Annotated in this window: 20 protein-coding genes; 10 read left to right on the top strand and 10 right to left on the bottom strand. The window is 65.6% G+C overall.

Going from position 1 to position 20,934, the window contains the following annotated elements:
- Positions 1–33 precede the first annotated feature (33 nt).
- From OHQ90_RS21805 to OHQ90_RS21790, 4 genes are all read left to right on the top strand, one after another.
- Positions 34–693: a cyclodeaminase/cyclohydrolase family protein gene (locus OHQ90_RS21805; protein WP_328400266.1), complete on the top strand. Its 660-nt coding sequence runs from the start codon at positions 34–36 to the stop codon at positions 691–693.
- A gap of 447 nt (positions 694–1,140) precedes the next feature.
- Complete coding sequence (locus OHQ90_RS21800; RefSeq protein ID WP_328400264.1) at positions 1,141–1,893, top strand: L,D-transpeptidase; 753 nt, start codon at positions 1,141–1,143, stop codon at positions 1,891–1,893.
- A 260-nt stretch (positions 1,894–2,153) separates the two neighbouring features.
- Positions 2,154–2,864: a hypothetical protein gene (locus tag OHQ90_RS21795; RefSeq protein WP_328400262.1), complete on the top strand. Its 711-nt coding sequence runs from the start codon at positions 2,154–2,156 to the stop codon at positions 2,862–2,864.
- A gap of 104 nt (positions 2,865–2,968) precedes the next feature.
- Positions 2,969–3,196 carry a helix-turn-helix domain-containing protein gene (locus OHQ90_RS21790; RefSeq protein WP_328400260.1) on the top strand — a complete coding sequence of 76 codons (228 nt, stop codon included), beginning with the start codon at positions 2,969–2,971 and terminating at the stop codon, positions 3,194–3,196.
- Between the two features lie 16 nt (positions 3,197–3,212).
- Here OHQ90_RS21790 and OHQ90_RS21785 read toward each other — a convergent pair whose 3' ends face one another.
- From OHQ90_RS21785 to OHQ90_RS21770, 4 genes are all read right to left on the bottom strand, one after another.
- Positions 3,213–4,094 carry a hypothetical protein gene (locus OHQ90_RS21785; RefSeq protein WP_328400258.1) on the bottom strand — a complete coding sequence of 294 codons (882 nt, stop codon included), beginning with the start codon at positions 4,092–4,094 and terminating at the stop codon, positions 3,213–3,215.
- Positions 4,095–4,171: 77 nt separating this feature from the next.
- On the bottom strand, positions 4,172–4,933 hold the full coding sequence (locus OHQ90_RS21780) for a bestrophin-like domain (RefSeq protein WP_328400256.1): 762 nt from the start codon (positions 4,931–4,933) through the stop codon (positions 4,172–4,174).
- Between the two features lie 217 nt (positions 4,934–5,150).
- Complete coding sequence (locus OHQ90_RS21775; RefSeq protein WP_328400254.1) at positions 5,151–6,251, bottom strand: 3-oxoacyl-ACP synthase III family protein; 1,101 nt, start codon at positions 6,249–6,251, stop codon at positions 5,151–5,153.
- 368 nt (positions 6,252–6,619) lie between these two features.
- Positions 6,620–7,474 carry a bifunctional 5,10-methylenetetrahydrofolate dehydrogenase/5,10-methenyltetrahydrofolate cyclohydrolase gene (locus OHQ90_RS21770; protein WP_328400252.1) on the bottom strand — a complete coding sequence of 285 codons (855 nt, stop codon included), beginning with the start codon at positions 7,472–7,474 and terminating at the stop codon, positions 6,620–6,622.
- Between the two features lie 227 nt (positions 7,475–7,701).
- Between OHQ90_RS21770 and OHQ90_RS21765 the strand changes: the two genes are divergently transcribed.
- Entirely contained in the window at positions 7,702–8,574 is an 873-nt protein-coding gene (locus OHQ90_RS21765; protein ID WP_328400250.1) for a YdcF family protein, read from the top strand.
- A 58-nt stretch (positions 8,575–8,632) separates the two neighbouring features.
- Positions 8,633–9,427 (top strand): putative protein N(5)-glutamine methyltransferase, encoded by a 795-nt coding sequence (locus OHQ90_RS21760; protein ID WP_328413015.1) that lies wholly within the window; start codon positions 8,633–8,635, stop codon positions 9,425–9,427.
- A 104-nt stretch (positions 9,428–9,531) separates the two neighbouring features.
- Here the strand turns inward: OHQ90_RS21760 and OHQ90_RS21755 are convergent, their stop codons facing one another.
- Positions 9,532–10,362, bottom strand: a complete 831-nt coding sequence (locus OHQ90_RS21755; RefSeq protein WP_328400248.1) for an SDR family oxidoreductase — start codon at positions 10,360–10,362, stop codon at positions 9,532–9,534.
- 47 nt (positions 10,363–10,409) lie between these two features.
- Positions 10,410–11,981 carry a succinic semialdehyde dehydrogenase gene (locus OHQ90_RS21750; RefSeq protein ID WP_328400246.1) on the bottom strand — a complete coding sequence of 524 codons (1,572 nt, stop codon included), beginning with the start codon at positions 11,979–11,981 and terminating at the stop codon, positions 10,410–10,412.
- A 152-nt stretch (positions 11,982–12,133) separates the two neighbouring features.
- On the opposite strand from OHQ90_RS21750, the gene OHQ90_RS21745 reads away from it, so the two are divergent.
- Positions 12,134–12,817: a TetR/AcrR family transcriptional regulator gene (locus OHQ90_RS21745; protein ID WP_328400244.1), complete on the top strand. Its 684-nt coding sequence runs from the start codon at positions 12,134–12,136 to the stop codon at positions 12,815–12,817.
- A 192-nt stretch (positions 12,818–13,009) separates the two neighbouring features.
- Here OHQ90_RS21745 and OHQ90_RS21740 read toward each other — a convergent pair whose 3' ends face one another.
- From OHQ90_RS21740 to OHQ90_RS21730, 3 genes are all read right to left on the bottom strand, one after another.
- On the bottom strand, positions 13,010–13,936 hold the full coding sequence (locus OHQ90_RS21740) for a short-chain dehydrogenase/reductase (protein WP_328400242.1): 927 nt from the start codon (positions 13,934–13,936) through the stop codon (positions 13,010–13,012).
- A gap of 117 nt (positions 13,937–14,053) precedes the next feature.
- The gene (locus OHQ90_RS21735) at positions 14,054–15,079 is read right to left on the bottom strand and encodes a PDR/VanB family oxidoreductase (RefSeq protein ID WP_442941484.1); all 1,026 of its coding nucleotides are present in this window, start codon (positions 15,077–15,079) and stop codon (positions 14,054–14,056) included.
- 44 nt (positions 15,080–15,123) lie between these two features.
- Entirely contained in the window at positions 15,124–15,996 is an 873-nt protein-coding gene (locus tag OHQ90_RS21730; protein ID WP_328400238.1) for a metal-dependent hydrolase, read from the bottom strand.
- 113 nt (positions 15,997–16,109) lie between these two features.
- Here OHQ90_RS21730 and OHQ90_RS21725 point away from each other — a divergent pair, with 113 nt between their 5' ends.
- Complete coding sequence (locus OHQ90_RS21725) at positions 16,110–16,787, top strand: TetR/AcrR family transcriptional regulator (protein ID WP_328400236.1); 678 nt, start codon at positions 16,110–16,112, stop codon at positions 16,785–16,787.
- 5 nt (positions 16,788–16,792) lie between these two features.
- On the opposite strand, the gene OHQ90_RS21720 is transcribed toward OHQ90_RS21725, so the two are convergent.
- Entirely contained in the window at positions 16,793–18,286 is a 1,494-nt protein-coding gene (locus OHQ90_RS21720) for a flavin-containing monooxygenase (RefSeq protein ID WP_328400234.1), read from the bottom strand.
- A gap of 674 nt (positions 18,287–18,960) precedes the next feature.
- Here OHQ90_RS21720 and OHQ90_RS21715 point away from each other — a divergent pair.
- Together OHQ90_RS21715 and OHQ90_RS21710 are read left to right on the top strand one after the other, a co-directional pair.
- Positions 18,961–20,010: a 3-oxoacyl-ACP synthase III family protein gene (locus tag OHQ90_RS21715; RefSeq protein ID WP_328400232.1), complete on the top strand. Its 1,050-nt coding sequence runs from the start codon at positions 18,961–18,963 to the stop codon at positions 20,008–20,010.
- An 8-nt stretch (positions 20,011–20,018) separates the two neighbouring features.
- On the top strand, positions 20,019–20,933 hold the full coding sequence (locus OHQ90_RS21710) for a hypothetical protein (protein ID WP_328400230.1): 915 nt from the start codon (positions 20,019–20,021) through the stop codon (positions 20,931–20,933).
- The last annotated feature ends 1 nt before the right edge of the window (position 20,934 follow it).

Genomic DNA, 20,934 nt, shown 5'->3' with positions numbered 1-20,934 from the left:
CGTGATCGCCGAAGAAACGAAAGGCCACCCGCCGTGTCGCAGCCCACCACGTCGTCCCAGGAAACTGCACCCTCCTTCGGCAGGGCCACGCTCGCGCAGTACCTGACCGACCTGGCCGCAAAGGTGCCCGCACCCGGTGGCGGCGCGGTCGCCGCACTGCACGCCGCTCAGGGCGCCGCACTGGTTGCGATGGTCGCCCGCTACACCACCCGCGCCAAGGATGCCGAGCACCGCCCGATCGTCGACCGCATCATCGAGGCCGCCGACGCCGCGCGCGACCGCGCACTCGCCCTCGCCGACGCCGACGCCGCCGCCTTCACCGCCGTTGGTGCCGCCTACAAGCTGCCGAAGACCACTCCGGAAGACGTCGCCGAGCGCACCGCGGCCATCACCGCCGCACTGATCCAGGCCGCCCAGGTGCCCGCCGCCGTCGTCGACGAGGCCGACGAAATCCTGTCGCTTGCTGCGGAACTGCTTCCGATCGGAAACCCGAACGTGGTCACCGATATCGGCGCGGCCGCCGACGCCGCTCGCGCGGCCGCCACCAGTTCGCAGCTCAATATCGAGATCAACGTCGCCTCCCTCAGCGCCGCGGAAGGCGACCGATTCGCACCCGTGCTGATGCGCGTGGAGGAGATCACCGCGCGTGCCGATGCCCTGCACGCCGACGTGCTGCACGCCGTACGCAGCTGATAGCGGGGCCCGGGAATACCGGGGGTTTCCGCGCCGCGGCGCCGGGTACGCCCGATATAGACCGGCAACGAGGTCCGAGTTCGCGATGACCTCCGGCGCACGAGGCAGAAGGCCGCCCGCCCTGCTCGCTCACCGGCGCTCGCGAACACCACGCCCAGCACCGCTGCCACGCCGACACTCGCGGTCGTGGCACTCATGCGCCTCGGCCCGACAGGGACACCGCCGCCAAGACGGTGCTCGGCACCTCGCGCTGGCGCTGACCGCTGGAACGCCATGGCTGAGCTGCCGAACCCCAGCCAAGTACGGCCGCCTCCGCCGCGGTCGGAGAGAAGACCTGCCGGCACGGTTCACCTACAGCCGGGGGCCGTTACGGATTCGGTACCTCGAGTTGATCATGAAGTCCTAGAATGGATTTCTGCCACCACACCATCTAGAAGGGGTGGAGCCATGAGGAGCGTACTCAGATATCTGTTCCTCGCAGTCATGGTCATGGCCTTGGCTGCGTTCGGGTCCGGAACAGCATTCGCGACCTCTATCGGAACACCATCGGCTGCCTCGGTAGCGGCCGTCACGCCATCGGCCGGCCAAGAAGTCGGCATCGCGCATCCGGTCACGATCCAGTTCACGGCGGCTGTCGCGGATCGCGCTCGCGCCGAACGAGCCATCGATATCACGTCCACCCGATCGATCCCGGGTACGTTCGCATGGGCGAACGACCGCGAAGTGACGTGGACACCCACGGGATTCCTTCCCACCCGCTCCCCGATCTCGGTTCGAATAGGTAGTGCGCGAACGGAATTCAGGACCAACGCCGGGGTGATCGCCGACGCCGACATGTCCAACCACACCTTCACGGTCACCATCGGCGGCCAGTGGCCGCGCACAATGCCCGCCTCGATGGGCAAACCAGGCTACGAGACGCCAACGGGCATCTTCCCGATTCTCGAGATTTTCCGCTCGGTGGTCTTCGACTCACGCACCATCGGCATCCCGTTGAGTTCCCCCGAGGGTTACGTCATCAACGGTGAATATGCCGAACGCCTCACGTGGGGTGGAGTTTTCGTGCACTCGGCACCCTGGTCGGTGGATTCCCAGGGCTATGCGAACGTCAGCCACGGCTGCATCAACCTCGCACCCGACGACGCCGCCTGGTACTACGAAATCGCCAGCATCGGCGACCCGGTCAGCGTGCACTGGTAGACCGACCGCACTCCCCCGCCTCCTGACCACGATACCGCCGAAACGTACCGCCGGCAACGAGCGGGGTGCCGGCTGTCCATGTGTGAGTTCGACATTCGAGCACCGGGCGACCATTCGTGCGGACTGAGGGTAATTGGATGACGTGGCCGGGCGCGTTCGCTTGCATTGCGGTCGATGCGCAGTATCCTCCGGAGCTATCAGAGTGGGGAACGAACCTGACGGTATGAGTTGATGAAGGTGGGGCAATGGATCGATCGGACATGCGAGGACGGCCTGGGGATGCCTATCGAGGCGACTGGTCCGAGTGGGCCCATCGATTCCCCGCCGAACCCGAGCCGCACACTGCGGCCTACACCCCCGACTATGCCGACGACGATGACGATGTCTTCGCGCGCCTGATCGATCGGTCGCGGGTGCGGCGGCGCTGGTATCAACTGCCGAAGGGCAGTCGGCGCTGGATGCCCGCACTGCTCGCCTCGCTCGGCTCCGCGGCACTGCTCGCCGCCGCCTTTGTCCAATTCCGCGGCGCCCCGGCGCCGGCGCCGACCGCGGCGTCCAGCTCAGCCGATATCCCTGTCTCGGCCACCATTCCCGCAACCCGATGCCCCGCCGAAAAAGTCGGCAACCGTATCCAAGGCAATGGCGCAGGCGGCGTCGACTCCGGCCCTGCGGCGATCTTCGCGTTCCAATACGCCTACTACGTGACACGCTCCAGCGAGCAGGCCCACGCTGTCGTAGCGCCCAACGCGGCCGTGTCGTCGGCCACCGACATCCAACACGGCATCGACACGATCCCCGTGGGCACCACGCATTGTGTCACCATCACCCCCGGTGCGTTCGTCGGCCAGTACCTCGTCCGAGTGAGTGAACAGCGCCCCAATGCACTGCCGGTGGCCTACAACGCCCAACTGGTGACGACCGCCCGTGCGGGCAGTCGTACGCTCATCACCGGTATCTCCGCGGCCGAGTAGATGGGCTGTAGCCAGTCCGCGTACCGCGCATACCGACACGGATGTCGGCCGCACGTCTCCATCCACCTCATCGTTTCGGCGAATCGGTGATGTACCGAAGTCGGTTGTACAGAGCGTCGAACGCGCGGGCTCGCCGCGCTCTCGACGGGCTCCCCGCACGAGAGCTCGACAGCGCCCACGCAATCGCACAAGGGTTGTCCAACGCCGAGATCGCCGAGAAGCTCAACCTCAGCATTGCCACCGTGAAATCGCACACCGGCAGACTGTTCACCAAGCTCGCGATCAAGAAGCGAGTCCAGCTTGCCCTCCTCATCCGCGACGCCCAAGACTGAGTCGTCCAGCGCGGCACTACCCTTCGCTACGGCTGCGGTCGTCCGATGACCTGCTGCGGATCGCGAACACGGTCACCACCAGCAACGCGATCAGTTCCAGCACGTTCCAGGGAATCGGATCCGACGCGGGCTCGGCGGTCGTGGTGCGCGGGAGCACGGGTGGCGACGCGACGACCGGCCTCTCCAGCGCGATCACGGGCACTGCCGCGGGCGGCGGCGCAGGCGCAGGTTCGGCAACAGTCCGGCTCGGCGGCACCAACGGCGGGCTGAGCAGGAGTGGAGCACCGGGCGCCGGGGGCGCGCTGTTCGGCAACAACAACAGACATGTCAGTAGCGCACTGCCGGTGGCGGCGCTGCCGACGACGACACTGCCGAGGCCCGAACCGCCGCTCGAGCCGGATCCGATCAGCCCGCTGCCCACTCCACTTCCGGTGGCGGAACCGACAAGGATTCCGGCGGCACCGACTGCGGCGCTCCCGGAACACGCTAGCTCGACGCTGCCCTGGTTCAAGCCGAGTGCCTCGACCGAACCGACTGGCGTTGTGGTCGTTTCGGGCTCAGCACCTCCCGTGGCGGGCAGTCGGCTTTCTGCGCTGCCGGTATCGAACCCGTCGACGGTGCGCGGCGAGCCGGCATTCGAACCGATCGCGTTATCCGCGCTTCCGGTCGAGATGCTGCTCGAGCCGAGACTCAGCGCTGTACCGGAACCAGAGCTTCCAGTCGACACATCGGTGACTCCCGGCGTCGCGCTCCCGGTCGCGATACTGTCCACGAGCGACTGCCACGGCGGGTCCGCGGCAGCGGTCGTCGGCCTGCCCGCCAGCACCGCCACCGCCACCGCCACCGGGAGCAGCGCCGCGAAGCGCAGACCCCCTGTGCGCCTTCGTATTCGTGGCACAGCGATTGCACATGCCATCTGCAGCTACCCCCGTCCGTCAGCTCGTCCACACCAGTTTCCGAAGCTCGAACAACTCGTCAGGTGATCTGCTGGAAGCGCGCCAGCGCCAGTTCGAAGGCATCCCTCGGGACGGTGTTCCCACCGGAGAAAGGCTGGTCCAAATTGTGGACCTCCAGAATCGCGGCGCCGACCACGACACCGAGCAGCACCATCATCAGAACACTGCGCCTGGTGACCCGCACACCCGATAGCACAGGGCTCAGCAACAGCAGCAGTGTGCCGAAATACAAAGCCACATAGAGGAACCCCGGAATCCCGTACCCCACCACGAGCGCGCGGTCGTGACGTGCCCCTGCGACTCTGTCCAGGCTCGCCAAGGTGGTAGCGCGCAGGTTGTTCACGTACGGATCCGACGATCGCATCGAATCCACGCTGTCGCGAAGCACATCGAGAGTTCCCTGGGCCTTCTGACTCAGGTGACCGTCTCGATCCATCATCGACCACTCCTGGTCGACGACCTGTGTGGTGTAGTCACGCACCAATCCCTGGATCCGGTGATGCTCGGGATCCGGCATGGCATGTGCCGCCGTGTAGGTGTCGACCAGCGACTTCGCCTCGGCCACAGTGTAACTGCGCGCAGTCTGATACTGCTGCCAGCAGATGATCACCACGAACGCCACGGTTGCCGCGAAGAACGTCTTGATCAGATCGAAAACCAGCGTCCCCGCAGCTTCGTCACCCGTCTGCCGCCACGAATCCGGCCGCAACCTGTCCCCCAGCACGAACACCAGCACCGCGAGGGCCGTAACCCCTATCGCCACGATCAATTCCCTTGCCATATCAGCGATCCCACCTTTCGCACGACCGGCATAACGTGTCTCGGACACAGATCGACACCCGCCGAGGGATACCTCGGCGCCAGGCGCGATCGGACGAAGCTTCGATCAACAGGTATTCGCCGCGGCGGGGCCGCCGGATGACGACGAGAATGAGAACGACGCCACTTCGCTTGAAGGAGAGCCGTTCTCGCGCGGAGCGTGCAGCGGGCCCGAGTGGCTACAGCCGAATGAGGTGAGCGCCGTATTGCATGTTGGCCCCGACGGCCGCAATCACTATCGGGTCGCCGGAGCCAAGGCCGATCACCCCGTTGCGCAGATCCTCGGCGAGAAGGATGAGGACGCTGGCACCGGAGGTATTGCCGTAGCGGTCGACGTTGATCGCCGTACGGTTCTCGGCAATGCCGAGGGCGCCGATCAGCTGCTCGATGAGCCGGCGATTGGATTGATGCGGATACAGGCGTTCCAGGTCACCGACATCCCACTGCACATCGGCCAGGACACGATCGATCGACTTCTGCATGACCGGCGTGTATGCATCCGCGACGCGCTTGCCGATGATGTGAACCGCATAGTCCGACAGCGCGGCACCGGGTAGTCCTGGCGGGCAGAGATTTCCGCCCGCGGGTTGGACGGCGATCTCGAAGTGCTCATTGACGGTTACCGCGGACACCAGCTCCGAACTGCTGTCGTCATCGGCAGCCTCGAGGATCACCGCCCCCGCACCATCGCCGAACAACAGGGCCGATAGGAAAGCCTCGCTCTCCTTGCCGTCGTACTCGATACCGCCGGTGAATACCTCGCGGTTGAGCAATGGCGAGGCAACTTGAACCATCACGACCGCGACCCGCTTGCGGACACCGCTGAGGATCATCTCCTTGGCCCACTGCAAACAGAACACCGCACCGCCACAGCCGATATCGGCCTGGAGTACTCCGGCGTCGGACCGCATCCCGAGCCGATGGTGGAGCAGCTGCGCATCGCTGCCGAAATGCAGCCGATCCGGGGTGCTGCCGCCGACGATCAGACCGTCGAGTGCGGTCGCATCGACTCCGGCGACGGTAAGAGCCTCTTGCAGTGCTGCTTCCGCCAGCACCCCTGCCGGGCCGGGCGCTTCACCGTATCCGGGCGGAAACAGCGGACGGCCGGTTTTGTCGTCGAGATCGAAACTGAATCGCCGCTCGCGAATACCCGTCTTCTGCTCGAATTCCGCAGGCGTCCACGGCATCCTGCGCGGACCCGGAAACATACCGAGGAGTCGCTCGTTGGTCATTACCAGCGGTGGGACCGACGCGCCCGCGCCGGTGATCCGTACTTTCATGATGTTCCATGCCTGTTCGCTGTTCCGGCACGGTCGGAATACGCCCCGTCGACACCGCTGTCAAGCCACACGGAACCGCCCGGAATCCGCTCGGGAACAGGCGCAGGTTCATTGCGGCAGCGACGATGAGCTGAGTGGCAGTGTGACCGACAGATGAGAAACCTCATCTCGGCATATCGCCAGGTATCAGCCGCTCGCATCCAGAGGTTTCTCAGGGGCGCCGATCTCCGATCGGTCGCTTGGGTGGGAAGTGCACGAGCGAACGATACCCACGGGTTTGTTCGAGCCGGAACTCACAAACCCCCACAATTGGGAATATTCCACCTGAAAGGAACTGAGACTCGGACCGCTGTCGGTGGCGACCGATTTCAGGCGCGGCGGGCGTTTTCGGCCGCGGTGACGACGTGGCGCATCAGGAGGGCGGTGGTAACGGGGCCGACTCCGCCGGGGACGGGGCTGAGGGCAGCCGCCTTACCGCGCACGGAATCCGCTTCGACGTCGCCGACGATCTTGCCGTCGGGGGCTTCATTGGTGCCGACGTCGACGACCACCGCAGCTTCGCCGATGTGTTTGGCGGTGACGAGGTCGATGCGTCCCGCGGCGGCGACGACGATGTCGGCGGCAGAGGTCACCGAGGGGAGGTCGGTGGTGCGCGAGTGAGCAACGGTAACGGTGGCGTTTTCGGCGAGTAGCAGCTGAGCCAAGGGCTTGCCGACGATGTTGGAGCGGCCGACGATCGCGACATGTCGACCGGCGAGGGGGATTTCGTGATGCTTCAGCAGTTCGACGACGGCCTCGGACGTGGCGGGGACGAAACCGCCGAGATTGCTGGCGAGCAGGCCGAGTGACAGCGGGCTGACACCGTCGACGTCCTTCGTCGCGGCGATCGAGGAGCTGACGTCGTCGAGGCCGATACCGGCGGGCAGCGGTGTCTGCAGCATGATCGCGTCGGTGGCGGAGTCCGCGCTGCGCGCGGTGAGCTCGGCGCGGATTGCCTCGGCGCTCGCGTCGGCGCCGAGTTCGACCGTGTCGCACGTGATTCCGAGTCGCTCGGCAGCCTTGCGCAGCGAGTTCACATACCAGGCGCTCGCCGGGTCGTCGTTGGCGACGACCAGGGCCAGCCGCGGGGCGGGTCCGCCCGTAGCCAGCGTGGCGGCGCGCGCCTTGGTGTCGGCGTTGATGGCGGCGGCGAGTTCCTTGCCGGACAGCGAAACGGTATCCACGTTGTCACACCTTAATGGTCACGACGCGCGCACTGTCGCGGCGGTCGCGGCGGCCACCCGCAGCCGTGCCCGGTTTGCCCGGATGCCGGGAAGAAACCGCCGATTCGGCCTGGCAATTACACGCATATGGCTTCTACCAGTCGTATTGTGATCAATGCTTGCCATCGGCTAACTGTCAGCTGACGTACCGAAAGCCCCGTTTCATGCGCGGAAAGGTGTCGACTGTAGTGAAGATCTCGAGGCATTGGAAAACCCTGATCGCGACCTTGTTCGCGGCGGTCACCATCACCGGTCTCGCCGGGGCGCCCGCCGAGGCCGCCCCGGACATCGACGCCCTCTACAACTCCGCCCAGCGCAACTTCACCAACGGCAACGACGCCGCGGGCCGTGCCGAGCTGCGCGAACTGCTCGGCGCGAACCCCACCGACGCCGAGGCGCTGTCGTTGCAGGCCATCTGGTCCCACTACGCGGGAGATCTGCTCGCACTCGCCGACGCCATGGCGCGCCTCTCCGCCGTGGATCCGGGGCTGGCGCAGGGCACCACCAACGTGCTCGGCGCGATCACCGCCGCCGTGGGCACCCTGCCGAATCCGCTGCCTGCCATTGTCGGCCCGCAAACCGGAATCGTCGCGCTCGGCTACGGCCTGCTGCCCGACGGCGCGTTGCGCCCCGAGCTGGTGAACCGGCTGACCGCGACGTGGTTGCAGGCCGTCGCCTCGCCGTTCTCACCGGTCATCGTCACCGGCGGCAACCCGCAGAACGGCATCACCGAAGCCGACGCGATGCGCAACTGGCTGGTCGGTAAGGGCTTGCCCGCAGACCGCGTCCATGTCGAAAGGCGGGCGGGCTCCACGGTGCAGAACGCCTTGTTCAGCACCACGATGCTGCGTGATCTCGGCGCGAGCAGCGCGGTGGTGGTCACCTCCCCCAATCACATTCGCCGCGCCGTGGCCGACTTCATCGTCGCTGGAACCCGCGTGGTCGGCGCCACCACCTCGCTGGAACAACTGGTTTCCCAACTCCCGCCGCCCGCCAAGCAGGGTCAGCGCGGGATCTACCTCGACGCCACCCGCACGTTCCAGCTAGCGACCGCGCGCTAGCGCCGAACCGCCTGTCGGTCGGCACCGGCCGTGTACGACACGGCAGGATGTCCTGGTGATGTCAACGGAAAGTACCGACCTGGTGGTGCGGCTGCGGGCGGCCGGCTGCGTGTTCGCCGAGGAGGAGGCCGCGCTACTGGCCGCGGCGGCCGCCGAGACAGGTGCGGACCTGGAGCGATTGGTCGCTCAACGGGTGTCGGGCATGCCGTTGGAGTATCTGCTCGGCTGGGCCGAATTCCATGGCCTGCGCGTCGCGGTGGCACCGGGGGTGTTCGTGCCTCGGCAACGCACCGGCTTCCTAGTCGACGAGGCCGCCGAGCTCGCTCGCGCACACGAACGCCCCGTGGTCGTCGACTTGTGCTGCGGCTCCGGCGCGTTGGGGCTGGCGTTGGCGACAACACTGGCCGACGCGGGTCTGTCGATCGAACTTGCCGCCGCCGACATCGAGCCTGCCGCGGTCGAATGCGCCCGGCGCAACCTCGCGCCGATCGGTGCAGCAGTGTATGAGGGCGACCTCTTCGAGCCACTTCCCCGCGAACTGCGTGGCTGCATCGACATCCTGCTCGCGAACACCCCCTACGTCCCGTCCGAGAAGATCGCCCAGATGCCTCCCGAGGCACGCGACTACGAGCCACGCTCAGCACTCGACGGCGGCCCCGACGGCCTCGACATCTTCCGCCGCGTCGTCGAAGCCGCCGAATCGTGGCTGGCCCCCGGCGGCCACCTCCTCGTCGAATCCAGCGCAGCCCAAGCGCCGACTGCCACCGCCGTCCTGATCGACCACGGATTCGCCGCCCGCACAGCAGAATCCGAAGACTTCTACGCCACCGTCGTCATCGGCACCAAACCATAGGGGGTCTGTTCGACGAACCGGACGCGGTGGTGGGCGACTCGACATTTGCCGCAGTCCGACCCCGCTCGCCGAGCAGCGGATGAGGCCTCGGCCGGGGAGCCGTGTTACTTGTTGCGGCCGGTGAATTCATCCATGGAGTGGTACACACCAACGGTGTTGAGGAACAGGTCGCGCAATTTGATCGGCAGCAGACCGGAGATCGCCTTGTTGAGCCGAGAGGTCCACGGGAGGATTACCAACGGGTTGCCCGCCTTCATCTCACGCCATGAGGTGTCGACCACCTCGTCTTGCTCGAGGATCGGCGTGAACAGGAAGCCTTTCGCGCCGTCGAACATTCCGGTGTTGATGTAAGTCGGACAGACCGTCGTGACCTTCACGTGCTCGTGACCTGCCTGCTCGAGCTCGATACGCACCGAGTCCGACCAGCCGAGTGCCGCCCACTTGGACGCGGCGTAGACGCTCATCCGAGGGTTCGACACCAGTCCCGCCGACGAGGCGATATTCAACACCCGTGCCTGGCCCTTGCCCGCGACCATCGCGGGCAAGAACTCGAGCGTGATGTACATGGGGGCAAGGGAATTGATCGCCATCGTCTTGTCGATATCGGCGCGATTCGTGGTTTCCCAGAAGTAGCCGTTGCCGCGGACAATCCCTGCATTGTTGACCAGGATGTCGATATCGCCGACCTCGTTGCGCACCGCGGCGGCGGCTTCGACGATGGCATCCTCGGAGGCCACATCGACGACATACTCGTGGACATTGCCGCCGAGCGCGGTGAGTTCGGCGGCGGTGTCCTTCAACCCGACCTCGTTGACATCCCACAGCACCACCGCCGCAGCACCCTCCCGGACGGCTCGCTCGGCGAACAGCCTGCCGAGGCCCATTGCCGCACCCGTGACGAGAACCTTCTTACCTGCGACCGTGTCCAATTTCATCCTTGCCTCTGTGTCGTCTCTCGTGAAAATTGTTGCCGGCGCAGTGGTTACTTCTGGCGCAGTGTTTTCATGACCCCGAAGTAGAGCGTCATCGTCTTCGCCCACAACTCTTCGGACATGCCGGGCAGCGGCGCGATGGGCAGCACCCGCTGCACGGCGATGGTTTGGGTATCGATGTACTTCAGCAAGCCCTCCGGGCCGTGCCTGCGGCCGGTCCCGGAGATACCGAGGCCGCCCGACGGTGCATCAGCGCTGCCCCATGCCGCGATGAAACCTTCGTTGACATTCACCGATCCGGCATTGATGCGCGCGGCCACCTGTCGGCCGCGGGCGGCGTCCCTGGTCCAAACGCTGGCGTTGAGACCGTAGGCGGTGTCGTTGGCCTGCTCGATGGCCTCGTCGTCACTGCCGACCCGATAGATCGAGACGACGGGGCCGAAGGTCTCCTCGCGGTACACGGTCATGCCGGGGCGGACATCGGCGAGCACGGTCGGCTCGTAGAAGTAGGGGCCGAGATCCGGCCGCGTGCGGCCACCTGCCAGCACCGTCGCGCCCTTGGCCACCGCATCATCGACGTGCGCGCTGACGGTGTCCAATTGACGCTGGAAGGTCAAGGAGCCCATGTCGCTGCCGAAGTCCAGTTCCGCGCCGAGCTCGAGCGCGCGGACGTGCTCGACGAACTCCGTCACGAATTGGTCGTAGACCTTGTCGTGCACGTAGATTCGCTCCATTGATTCACACAGCTGCCCCGCCGAGGCGAAGCAGGCGCGAATCGCGATCTTGGCGGCCCGGGAGACATCGGCGTCGGCGAGCACCAGCAGCGGGTTCTTGCCGCCGAGCTCGAGGGAGTATCCGATCAGCCGTTCACCCGCCTGCTTGGCGATGGTGCGTCCGGTCGCACTGGAACCGGTGTAATCGACGTAGTCGGCGCGTGCGATCACCTCGCCGCCGATCACGGAGCCACGGCCGAGCACAGCTTGCCAGAGCCCGCGCGGCAGACCGGCCCGCTCGGCGGCGTCGATGGCCCACAGCGCGGTGAGCGCGGTCTGGTTGTCCGGACGCGCGACCACGGCATTACCCGCGACGAGGGCGGGGAGTGCATCGGAGGCGGCCAAGGCCAAGGGATAGTTCCAGGGCGAGATCACCGCGACAACGCCCTTGGGGCGGTGCCGCACATCGACCTGCGTCAGGACTGGAAGCACACCGCGCGGCTTGCGGTTGGCCAGCAGCTTCGCGGCCACCGACGCGTAATACCGGGCGTTCACCGCGACGTCGCCGACCTCGTCGAAGGCATGCGCACGGGACTTGCCCGCCTCCGTCTGCACGATGTCGAGGATGGTGCTCTGCTCGGCGAGCACGATGTCGTGGAACCGGCGCAGTACCGCGATCCGCTCGCGCACCGGACGCTGCGCCCACCCTCGCTGGGCCTCACGGGCCGTCGCGAACGCGGTCTCGATGTCGGCGGTGGAGGACTGCGGCAGATCGGCGATCTTGCGGCCGGTGGCGGGTGCGAACACCTCGACCGAGGGCGCACCGCCCGCGACAGCATGTGCGAGCAATGGCTGTACCAGCGACTCCGGCAGCGCATCGGCGGGAGCCAGCTGTGGGGCGGTCGTCATTGTCGGCCCTCTCATGGGACGGTCGGAGGCGGCGAATCACCCGCACGCATTAACTGAACACTAGTGTTAGATTAATAAGTATGCAGTGTCCCGTGTCAAGCTCTCCGGTGTGGACCACAGGCATCCCCGGCTCGCCCATGTGAGGCATCACCATGTCCACTGACGCCGCGGCCGCACGGCGAGGCCGACCGCCACAGACCCAGGAGCAGGCCGAGGAGGTCCGCGCGCGGATCGTGCTCGCGACTGCGGAAGTGTTCACCCGCAACGGTTCGCGTGGTCTGAGCGTCGCCCAGATAATCGAGCAGGCAGGTCTGGCCCGTCCCACCTTCTATCGCTACTTCGGCAACGCGACCGAACCGCTGCACGTGCTGCTCGACGCCTCCAACGACGGCCTGGTCGGTGGCATCCGCACCGCATTGAGCGACACCGACAAGCCCGTCGAGCTCGGTATCCGACTCATCGACGCCTATCTCGACTGGGCCAACGGCCACGGTGCCATGCTGCGCCCGCTCTTCGCGGAACTGCACGACCCGGCCTCACCGGTATCGGCCTATCGGGAGCGCGCCCTCGACGACATTCGCGCTCTCGTCGCCGAGAAATTCACCGAACTCGGACGCCCCGTCCCGACTCCGCTCGACCTCGATGCCGCACTGCACGTCTGCGAATATGTCGTCTACCGCATTTCCTCCGGGGCCGCTCCCGGCACCGAACCCGATTCGGAAACCGTTGCCGCCGCACGCCTTACGATGATCCGCGTCCTGCTCACCACGCTCGGCACCCGCGTCGATCTCGAATATGCGATGGAGCTGCCCGGCATATTCCCGCCCGTGCCATGACCGAGTCACGACGCCACAGCCCCCTGGAACCACAATCGGATCGATATTGATGTCCCGCACAACAGGCGGCACGCACACTGCGGCACCGACACGCAGCTCTTCGAAATAAGAGGCGGGCGACAGCTACAACAGTGCCTCCCCCCGCTGTGCGGCACCCGCCCCATAGCGGGTACCGCACCAGTCGCGTCGTCGCTAGCGCGGCACCGGGCTCGGCTGCCGCCGCTCGACCTGCCGCTGTTCCACCCGATTGAGCAGGGCACGAACCCGCTCGTCGTCGGCGAGCAATTGATCGAGCACGACATTGACCACACCGCGGAGCAAGGCGTACGGCTCCCACTGGGCGGGGGCCAGCGTCCGCGGGGCCCGGCGAGCAATACCCTGTGCGATGGATTCGGCCGCGTCGCTGACGGAAATTCGACAATTGAGCGGCCACGGCAGCAGTGCCGTGACCTCCTCGCCGAGCTCATCGTCGTCGAGCGTGCCACGGGTCATGGCGGTATCGACGATGCCGAAGTAGGCGACGCCCGCAGTGGCGCCCACCGCGGCCAATTCCACCCGCAGCGCGCGGCCGAACTGTTCGACCGCGGCCTTGCTCACCATGTACGGTGATCCCGCCATGCCCGGCGCGAATGCCGCGGCTGAGGACACCACCACGACATGACCGCCGACCGCGACGACGTCGTCGAGGGCAGGATGCACCGTATTGAAGACCCCGGTGAGGTTGATGCCGATGACCCGGTCGAAATCGGCGGGTTTCATCGTCCTGATGGTCGCCGGTTCCGGGGCCACTCCAGCATTGGCGACCACGACGTCGATGCGACCGAACCGTTCGCGGACCCGGGAGACGGCCTCCCGCATGCCGATTCGATCGGAGACGTCGGCGCGCACCACCAGCGCCCGCTCCCCCATCGATCGGGCGACCCGCGCTGCGGCGTTCTGATCGATGTCGATCAGCGCGACGAATGCGCCCGTGCGATAGAGCTTTTCGGCAAGGGCACGCCCGATACCGGCGCCGGCACCGGTGATCATGACTACCCGATCACGCACATTCAGCTCGGCGACCGGGCTGGTCGAGAACGCCACCAGTTGACGGGCAAGACCCAACACGAAACTACTCATCAAACCCCGCCTCATACGAGTCAGCGCCGAATTCCTTTCTCGGCGGACCTCATTGCCCGCCGAGCTCACGGATGCGGCCGGTTGCGGATACCGTCCCGGCCGACCGGTCGAACCGGTTTACATCTCCAGTGCGAGTTCGCTACCGCGCGCACGTGATACGCAGGTCAGCATCGCATTGTTGCGTTCGCCGTCGAGCAGGAGCCGGTCGCGGTGGTCGACCTCGCCGGCGAGCACCCCCGTCCGGCAGGTTCCGCAGAAACCCTGTTGGCAGGAGTACGCGACACCGGGCAGCACCCGCCGGATCGCCGCGAGCGTGGATTCGTCGGCGGCAACGTCGACGTGAATCCCGCTGCGCCGCAACCACAGATGAAACGGATCGCCGTCGCGGACCGGAATCGCGGAGAACCGCTCGGTGTGCAGCGACGCGGACGGATCGTGCAGCGACAACACCTCACGCGCTGCCTCGGCCAACGCAGGCGGACCACAGACATAGACCGAGGCGCCGGTGGGCGTCTGCTCGAAAATCATCCGTGGGTTCGGCACTCCGAACTCGTCGTCCGGCCTCACCACCACGTCACCGCCGGTGAGCTGCGCCAACTCGCACAGGAACGGCATCCGCGAACGGGACCGACCCAGGTACATCAGCCGCCACGGGGTGCCTGCACGCTCGGCAGCGGTCACCATCGGCAGGATCGCCGTGATCCCGATGCCACCGGCGACGAACAGGTACTCCGAGGACGCGACGAGCGGGAACGCATTGCGCGGACCACGCACCGACAGCCGGTCACCAGCACGCAGGCGCTCATGGATCTCCCGGGAGCCGCCTTCGCCATTCGCCATGTAGCGCACCGCAATCCGATACGAACCTCGATCGGCGGGGTCACCGGTGAGCGAGTACTGCCGCTGTCGCCCCGAAGGCAGGAACACATCGATGTGGGCGCCCGGTGTCCACATGGGCAGCGGCCCGCCGTCCGGGTCACGCAGCGTCACGCTGACCACTCCGTCGGCTTCCTGCTCGATCCGATCGATCATCACATCGAAGTCGAACCCGGCGTGCCGCACCGGCTGGGGCCGGGAAAGCAGCTGCGCGGCTTCACCTTCCGCGAAGACGCGCCGATACGCGTCGACCGCCGACGCCAGCATCCGCAGGCCGGTGCCCGGTCGGAACTGGGCACCCAACTGCGCGGTCACGCGCCCGCCGCCCGCGCCGCGGGCGACTGTGCGAGGTAGCGCAGCGCGTTGTCCATCGGGCCGAGCTGTGAGGGGTGGAAGCCGGGCTCTAGGTAGCGCGGGATCTCGGTGAAGAAGGTGGTGAAGTTCGGTACGACGCCGCGCAGCGACGCGCTGGCCAGCTGTAGCGGCCAGAATCTCCCCTTGTTCCGCGAAGGGTCGCGCCGAAACAGGTAGCCGCTCGAAATGACGAACAGCGCAAGCAATCCCGTGCTCGCGATGATCGCCTGCCGCGCTTTGCGGGCATATCCGCCGTCGACGTACATGTACGCGTCGTAGACCACACTCCGATGCTCGACCTCTTCGGCGCCGTGCCAGCGGATGAGATCCAGCATCGCCGGATGCATCCCTTTGGCCTCGAGTTTGTCGTTGGTCAGCAGCCATTCCCCGATGACGGCGGTGTAATGCTCCATCCCTGCGAACAACGCCAGTCGCTCACACAGCCATTCGCGCTTGGCGCGGCCGGCCAGCCCATGATCGCCGAGCAACCGATCGACCAGCCAGCCGACCCGTTCCACCATCGGTGCGACATCGAGGCCGAGCCGCTCGAGCTGGTTGCGCGCCTTCTCGTGCGAGCTCGCGTGCATCGTCTCCTGGCCGATGAAGCCGCGGACCTCCTCGCGTAATCGCTCGTCATCGATCAGCGGTAAGGCTTCGGCCAGCGCCTGCGCCATCGCGCGCTCGCCCTCGGGCAATACCAGGTGCATCACGTTGATGATGTGCGTCGCCATGACCTCGCCGGGGATGTAGTGCATCGGCACCGTGTCGAAATCGAAGTCGACGTCCCGCGCATTGATGGCGTGCGCCTGATCGGCGTAGACAGAGCTCATCTGGGTGGTCCTCACGTCTCGGTCCTGCAAAACCGCACTATTAATGTATTTCTGCCATCAAGTGATGTCAACATCACATGATGTCAACTTCTCGCTCGTGGGAGGATCGACTCATGGACGACGAATCCGACGGATCGATACCGGGCATGCGCCGCTGGCGCGGCCGCCCGCCCGCCGACCGGATCGCCGCGCGCCGCGAGCAGCTCATCGAGGCCGCCATCGAGCTGATGGCGTCCGTCGGCGCATCGGAGACCTCCATGCGCGGCGTCTGCAGGCAGGCCGGGTTGACCGAGCGCTACTTCTACGAGAGCTTCCCCAACCTCGACACCCTCTTCACCACCGCGCTCGAGACAGTGGTCGTCGGCGCCCGCGACCGACTACTCGCCGCGTTGGCCACCGCACCGCCCGAACCCGAAAAGCTATTCCGCCACGCCATTTCGGCGTTTACCGACTACCTGGTGGAAGATCGGCGACGCGGTCGGATCATGTTCGTCGAATCGCAGGCCAGGCGGGTGCTCGGCGAGCGAGGCAACGAGCTGATCGAGCAGTTCACCACCCCGATCGCCTGGACGATCGGACCGGGCACCGACGGACAGCCCGCGCCGGATTCCTTGGACAATGCCCTGAACTCGAACGCCATCTTCGGAGCGATGGCCTACATGTACCGCCCATGGCTGGACGGGACCATCGACATGCCGCAGAAACGGTTCGACGACCATGCGACCAGCGTGATTCGCAACATCGCTGCCGCCAGATCCTCGGCCGCGGTGTCCGATCCCTCCACGAACTGACCCGACTACCCCTCGGTCGACACCACATCCAGCCGCTGCGCCCTGGCAAAGCTCATGGCGCTGTCGGTGATCTTGCCGTGCCGAAGGGCAACCACGTCACGCAGATAGTTCATCCGGAGCCGCCACGGCGCCCTGGTCCCTTGGATCGGAAACTGGCTTGCCGCACGCTGCACATAGCCTGGGTTGAAGTTCACGAACAGCGGTGCGGCACCGACCGACGGATCGCGCACCGGCGTACACCTCGTGTAGCCGCGGGTGTCCATGTGACGTAGTAGGCGTACGACGTATTCACAGACCAGGTCCGCCTTGAGCGTCCACGAGGCATTGGTGTAGCCGATGATGTAGGCGAAGTTCGGCACATCCGACAGCATCATCGCTTTGTAGGCCATGTGGTCCGACAGCGTCAGCGGGCGGCCGTCCACCACCAGATCCATCCCGCCGAAGGCAAGCAAATTGAGCCCGGTCGCGGTGATGACGATGTCGGCGTCCAGGGTCGCGCCCGAGGCGAGCGTCAGGCCGGTCTCGGTGAAGGTGTCGACCCGATCGGTGACGACGTCGAGCTCACCCTTGCGGATGGCACGGAAGAAATCGCCGTTGGGAGCCAGGCACAGTCGTTGATCCCACGGGTTGTAGCTCGGGGTGAAGTGGGTGTCGATGTCGTAACCTGGGGGCAGCCAACGTTGCTGCCACCCTCGGATCCGTTTGCGCATGGCCTTCGGATATCGTTGGCACAGTTGATAAATCGCCGTCGACAGCGCGATGTTCTTGCCGCGCGCGACCGCATAGGCGGCACGGGCGGGCAGGTATTTGCGCACCCGGACGGCCAGATCGTCGCGTGCGGGCGCGGAGAGGATGTAGCTCGGCGAGCGCTGCAGCATGGTCACGTGCGCACCCTGCGCGGTGAGCGCGGGAGCGAGGGTGACGGCGGTGGCGCCGCTGCCGATCAGCACGATCCGCTTGCCTGCCACATCGAGTGTGTCGGGCCAGTGCTGCGGGTGGACGACCGGGCCCGCGAAGCGTTCGACGCCCGCGAAATCCGGCGTGTAGGCCTCGTCGTAGCGGTAGTAGCCGGAGCAGCACATCAGGAACCCGGCGGTGAACGTGACGATTTCCCGGGTGCCGGTGCGTTCGGCCTGCACAGTCCAGTGGTTGTCGGTCGAGGACCATTCGGCGCGGACCGCCCGATGACCGAACCTGATGTGCCGATCGATTCCGGCCTCGGCGGCGGTGTCGCGCACATAGTGGAGGATGTCGTCGCCGTCGGCGATCGCCTGCTCCCCCAGCCACGGCCGGAACCGGTAGCCGAGGGTGTACATATCCGAATCGGAGCGAATTCCTGGATAGCGGAACAGATCCCAGGTGCCGCCGATCGCGTCACGGCTCTCCAGGACGGTGTAGGTCCGTCGCGGAAATGCCCGCTGCAGGTGGTGAGCTGCACCGATGCCGGACAACCCGGCACCGACAATGAGCACATCGACGTGCTCGCCCGCGATCGTCATGGATCTCGTCCTCCGTCATCGGCGGTTCCGGCGCTACGCCGCGGCGCGCGCCGACAGTATTTCCAGCCTACGGCTGGACCGGCATTTTCGGATCAGTCGGCCCTGGGCGGAAACTCCCGTCGTCCCAGACTCACTCCAGAAAGCAGTGGCGCCGAAGCACAAGGGTGCCACTGCGCTTTTGCGCGCATGCGAGGGGGTCGGAGTTGGGGCCAGCAGGACCGCCTGCGCCGGCACGGCGACGGGTTGGCTTCGGCCACAACGTAGTTGATGATTGAACAGCTGGGCAGTCGACCGAAACCGATCGGTCCGGATGTCGAGGACCCGTAGTGAAGTCACTCACAGTCGCCCCGCTACCACTCCCGCCGGCCCCCCGAACACCCGACGAAACAGGCATTAGCCATCCATTCGCCACGAAGTCCGGAGCGGAGCGAAATTCGCCCGATGCGTCAGCACACGCAGGCTCTAATGACGTGACGATCACCATGATTCGCCATAGCCAGTTGATCGAAAGTTTATGATACTTCAGGGTACAGATACCCTCAAAAATCAACTGTCCCAGAAGGATTCACGCACAGTGCGTATACCCATTGGTAGTTACCGTCGGGTAATGTTCCGCAGCACCGAAGATCAGAGAAGATCCGGAACGTATCTGTCAACGATTTCCAGGAGCGCAAGTGTCGCATTCTCGGTTCGAATCCATCGGCGCGTATCTCCCTTCGAATATCGTCACAACCAAGGAGCTGATCTCACGACTGAGGGAGCCACCTTCATTCGATCTCGAAAAAATCACGGGAGTCAAAGAACGTCGTGTACACGACACTCGACCGGAGAGCTACGAGGACTCCTTCACCATTGCCCTCAATGCCGTGGAAGACTGTCTTTCCAGGTCACAGTACTCTGCAGCGGACCTCGACATCATCATCTCGACGTCGATCACCCGTAGCAAGAACGCCACCCGCATGTACATGGAGCCATCGTTCGCCTCGGCGATAGGCAAGCGAATCGGTGCGAAGAAAGCAATTACTTTCGACGTTTCCAACGCCTGTGCCGGCATGCTCACCGGAACCTACATACTCGATCGAATGATCCGTTCCGGTGCCGTCCGCAATGGCATGGTGGTAAGCGGCGAGGCGATTACTCCTATCTCCGATACTGCGGTCGCCGAGATTTCCGAGAAATACGATCTGCAGTTCGCCTCGCTCTCGGTCGGCGATTCCGGCGCCGCCATCGTGCTGGACCAGGCGGTCGACGACGCCGACAAGATCCACTACATCGAGCTGATGACGGCCTCGGAGTACTCACATCTATGCCTCGGCATGCCGAGCGACAAGAGCCAGGGTGTCGCCCTATACACCGACAACCGCAAGATGCACAACGAGGATCGGTTCCTGCTCGGCACCGACAGCCAGCGCAACTACCTCGAATCCCAGGGCCGCACCTTCGCCGACGAGAACTTCGACTACGTCATCCACCATCAGTTCGGCGCTGCCGCGATTCCATGGATGAACGCGATCTGCGAGCGCGAGTTCGGGCACCCGATGCCACCGGATCTGCGGGTCATCGAGAAGTACGGAAACACTTCCACCACTTCGCACTTCATCGTGCTGCACGACCAACTGAGCGAGCAGAACATCCCGGCGGGCACAAAGCTGTTGATGTTCCCCGCTGCCTCCGGCATCGTGACCGGCTTCCTGTCCACCACCATCTCCTCCTTGAAGGTCTGAGGTCAGCCATGGGCGTGCGCATCAAATCCACCGGAATCAGCCGGGCGGCCGACACCCACAGCATTGTGGAGAACAGCGGTCGCGCCGCGAGGCAGAGTCTCGAGCGGGTGGAGGTTCGGCCCGATCAGGTCGGCGTGCTCATCAATGCCGGCATTTTCCGTGACTCCAACACCGTGGAACCGGCGGTCTCCGCGTTGATCCAGAAGGCCGCAGGCATCGGCCTGGAATACGGCAACGACGATCCGCGGACATTCTCCTTCGACCTGATGAACGGTGCCGTCGGCGTGCTCAACGCCGTCCAGGTGGCGAGCTCCATCCTGGAGTCCGGCAGCGCCGAACACGTGCTGATCGTCTCGGGCGACACGCATCCGTCTCAGACCAGGTCGATCGCCGACGACGAATTCCCCTACGCCACCGCAGGCGCGGCGCTGCTGCTCGAGCACACCGACGAGCCCGACGGGTTCGGCCCTGTGCACACCGCCATGGGTGCGGGCGCCCCGGCCGTCGAGGCCTATGTGGACACCGCGACCATGGGCTCGGTCGGCCGCGGCCTGATGACGGTTGTGCGGGAGGAAGGTTTCGAGGATCGACTGCTCGAGACGGCATTGGAGGCCGCGCGGTCCGCGTTGACCGAGGCCGGGCTCACCGATCTTTCCGGCATGGCACTCATCGCATCGACGCCGAGCGCGACTTTCCCGCTGCGCATCGCCGAAGACCTCGGTATCGCGGCGGATTCCGTGCGGAGACCAGATCTCACCGATGGTGACCCGCATACCGCGGCACTACCGCTGGCCTACGACAGGGCCGTCGCCGAGGACACGCTGCGCGGATATACGTATCTGTTGTTCGTTGCGGCGGGCGCAGGCCCATCGGCGGCAGCGACGCTGTACCGGTTGCCCGCGCTGGTGGGGGCGCCCGCGTGAC

Origin of the sequence: Nocardia sp. NBC_00403 (assembly GCF_036046055.1) — a bacterium.
Classification (GTDB): domain Bacteria; phylum Actinomycetota; class Actinomycetes; order Mycobacteriales; family Mycobacteriaceae; genus Nocardia.
This window is presented reverse-complemented; position numbering and strand designations above follow the sequence as displayed.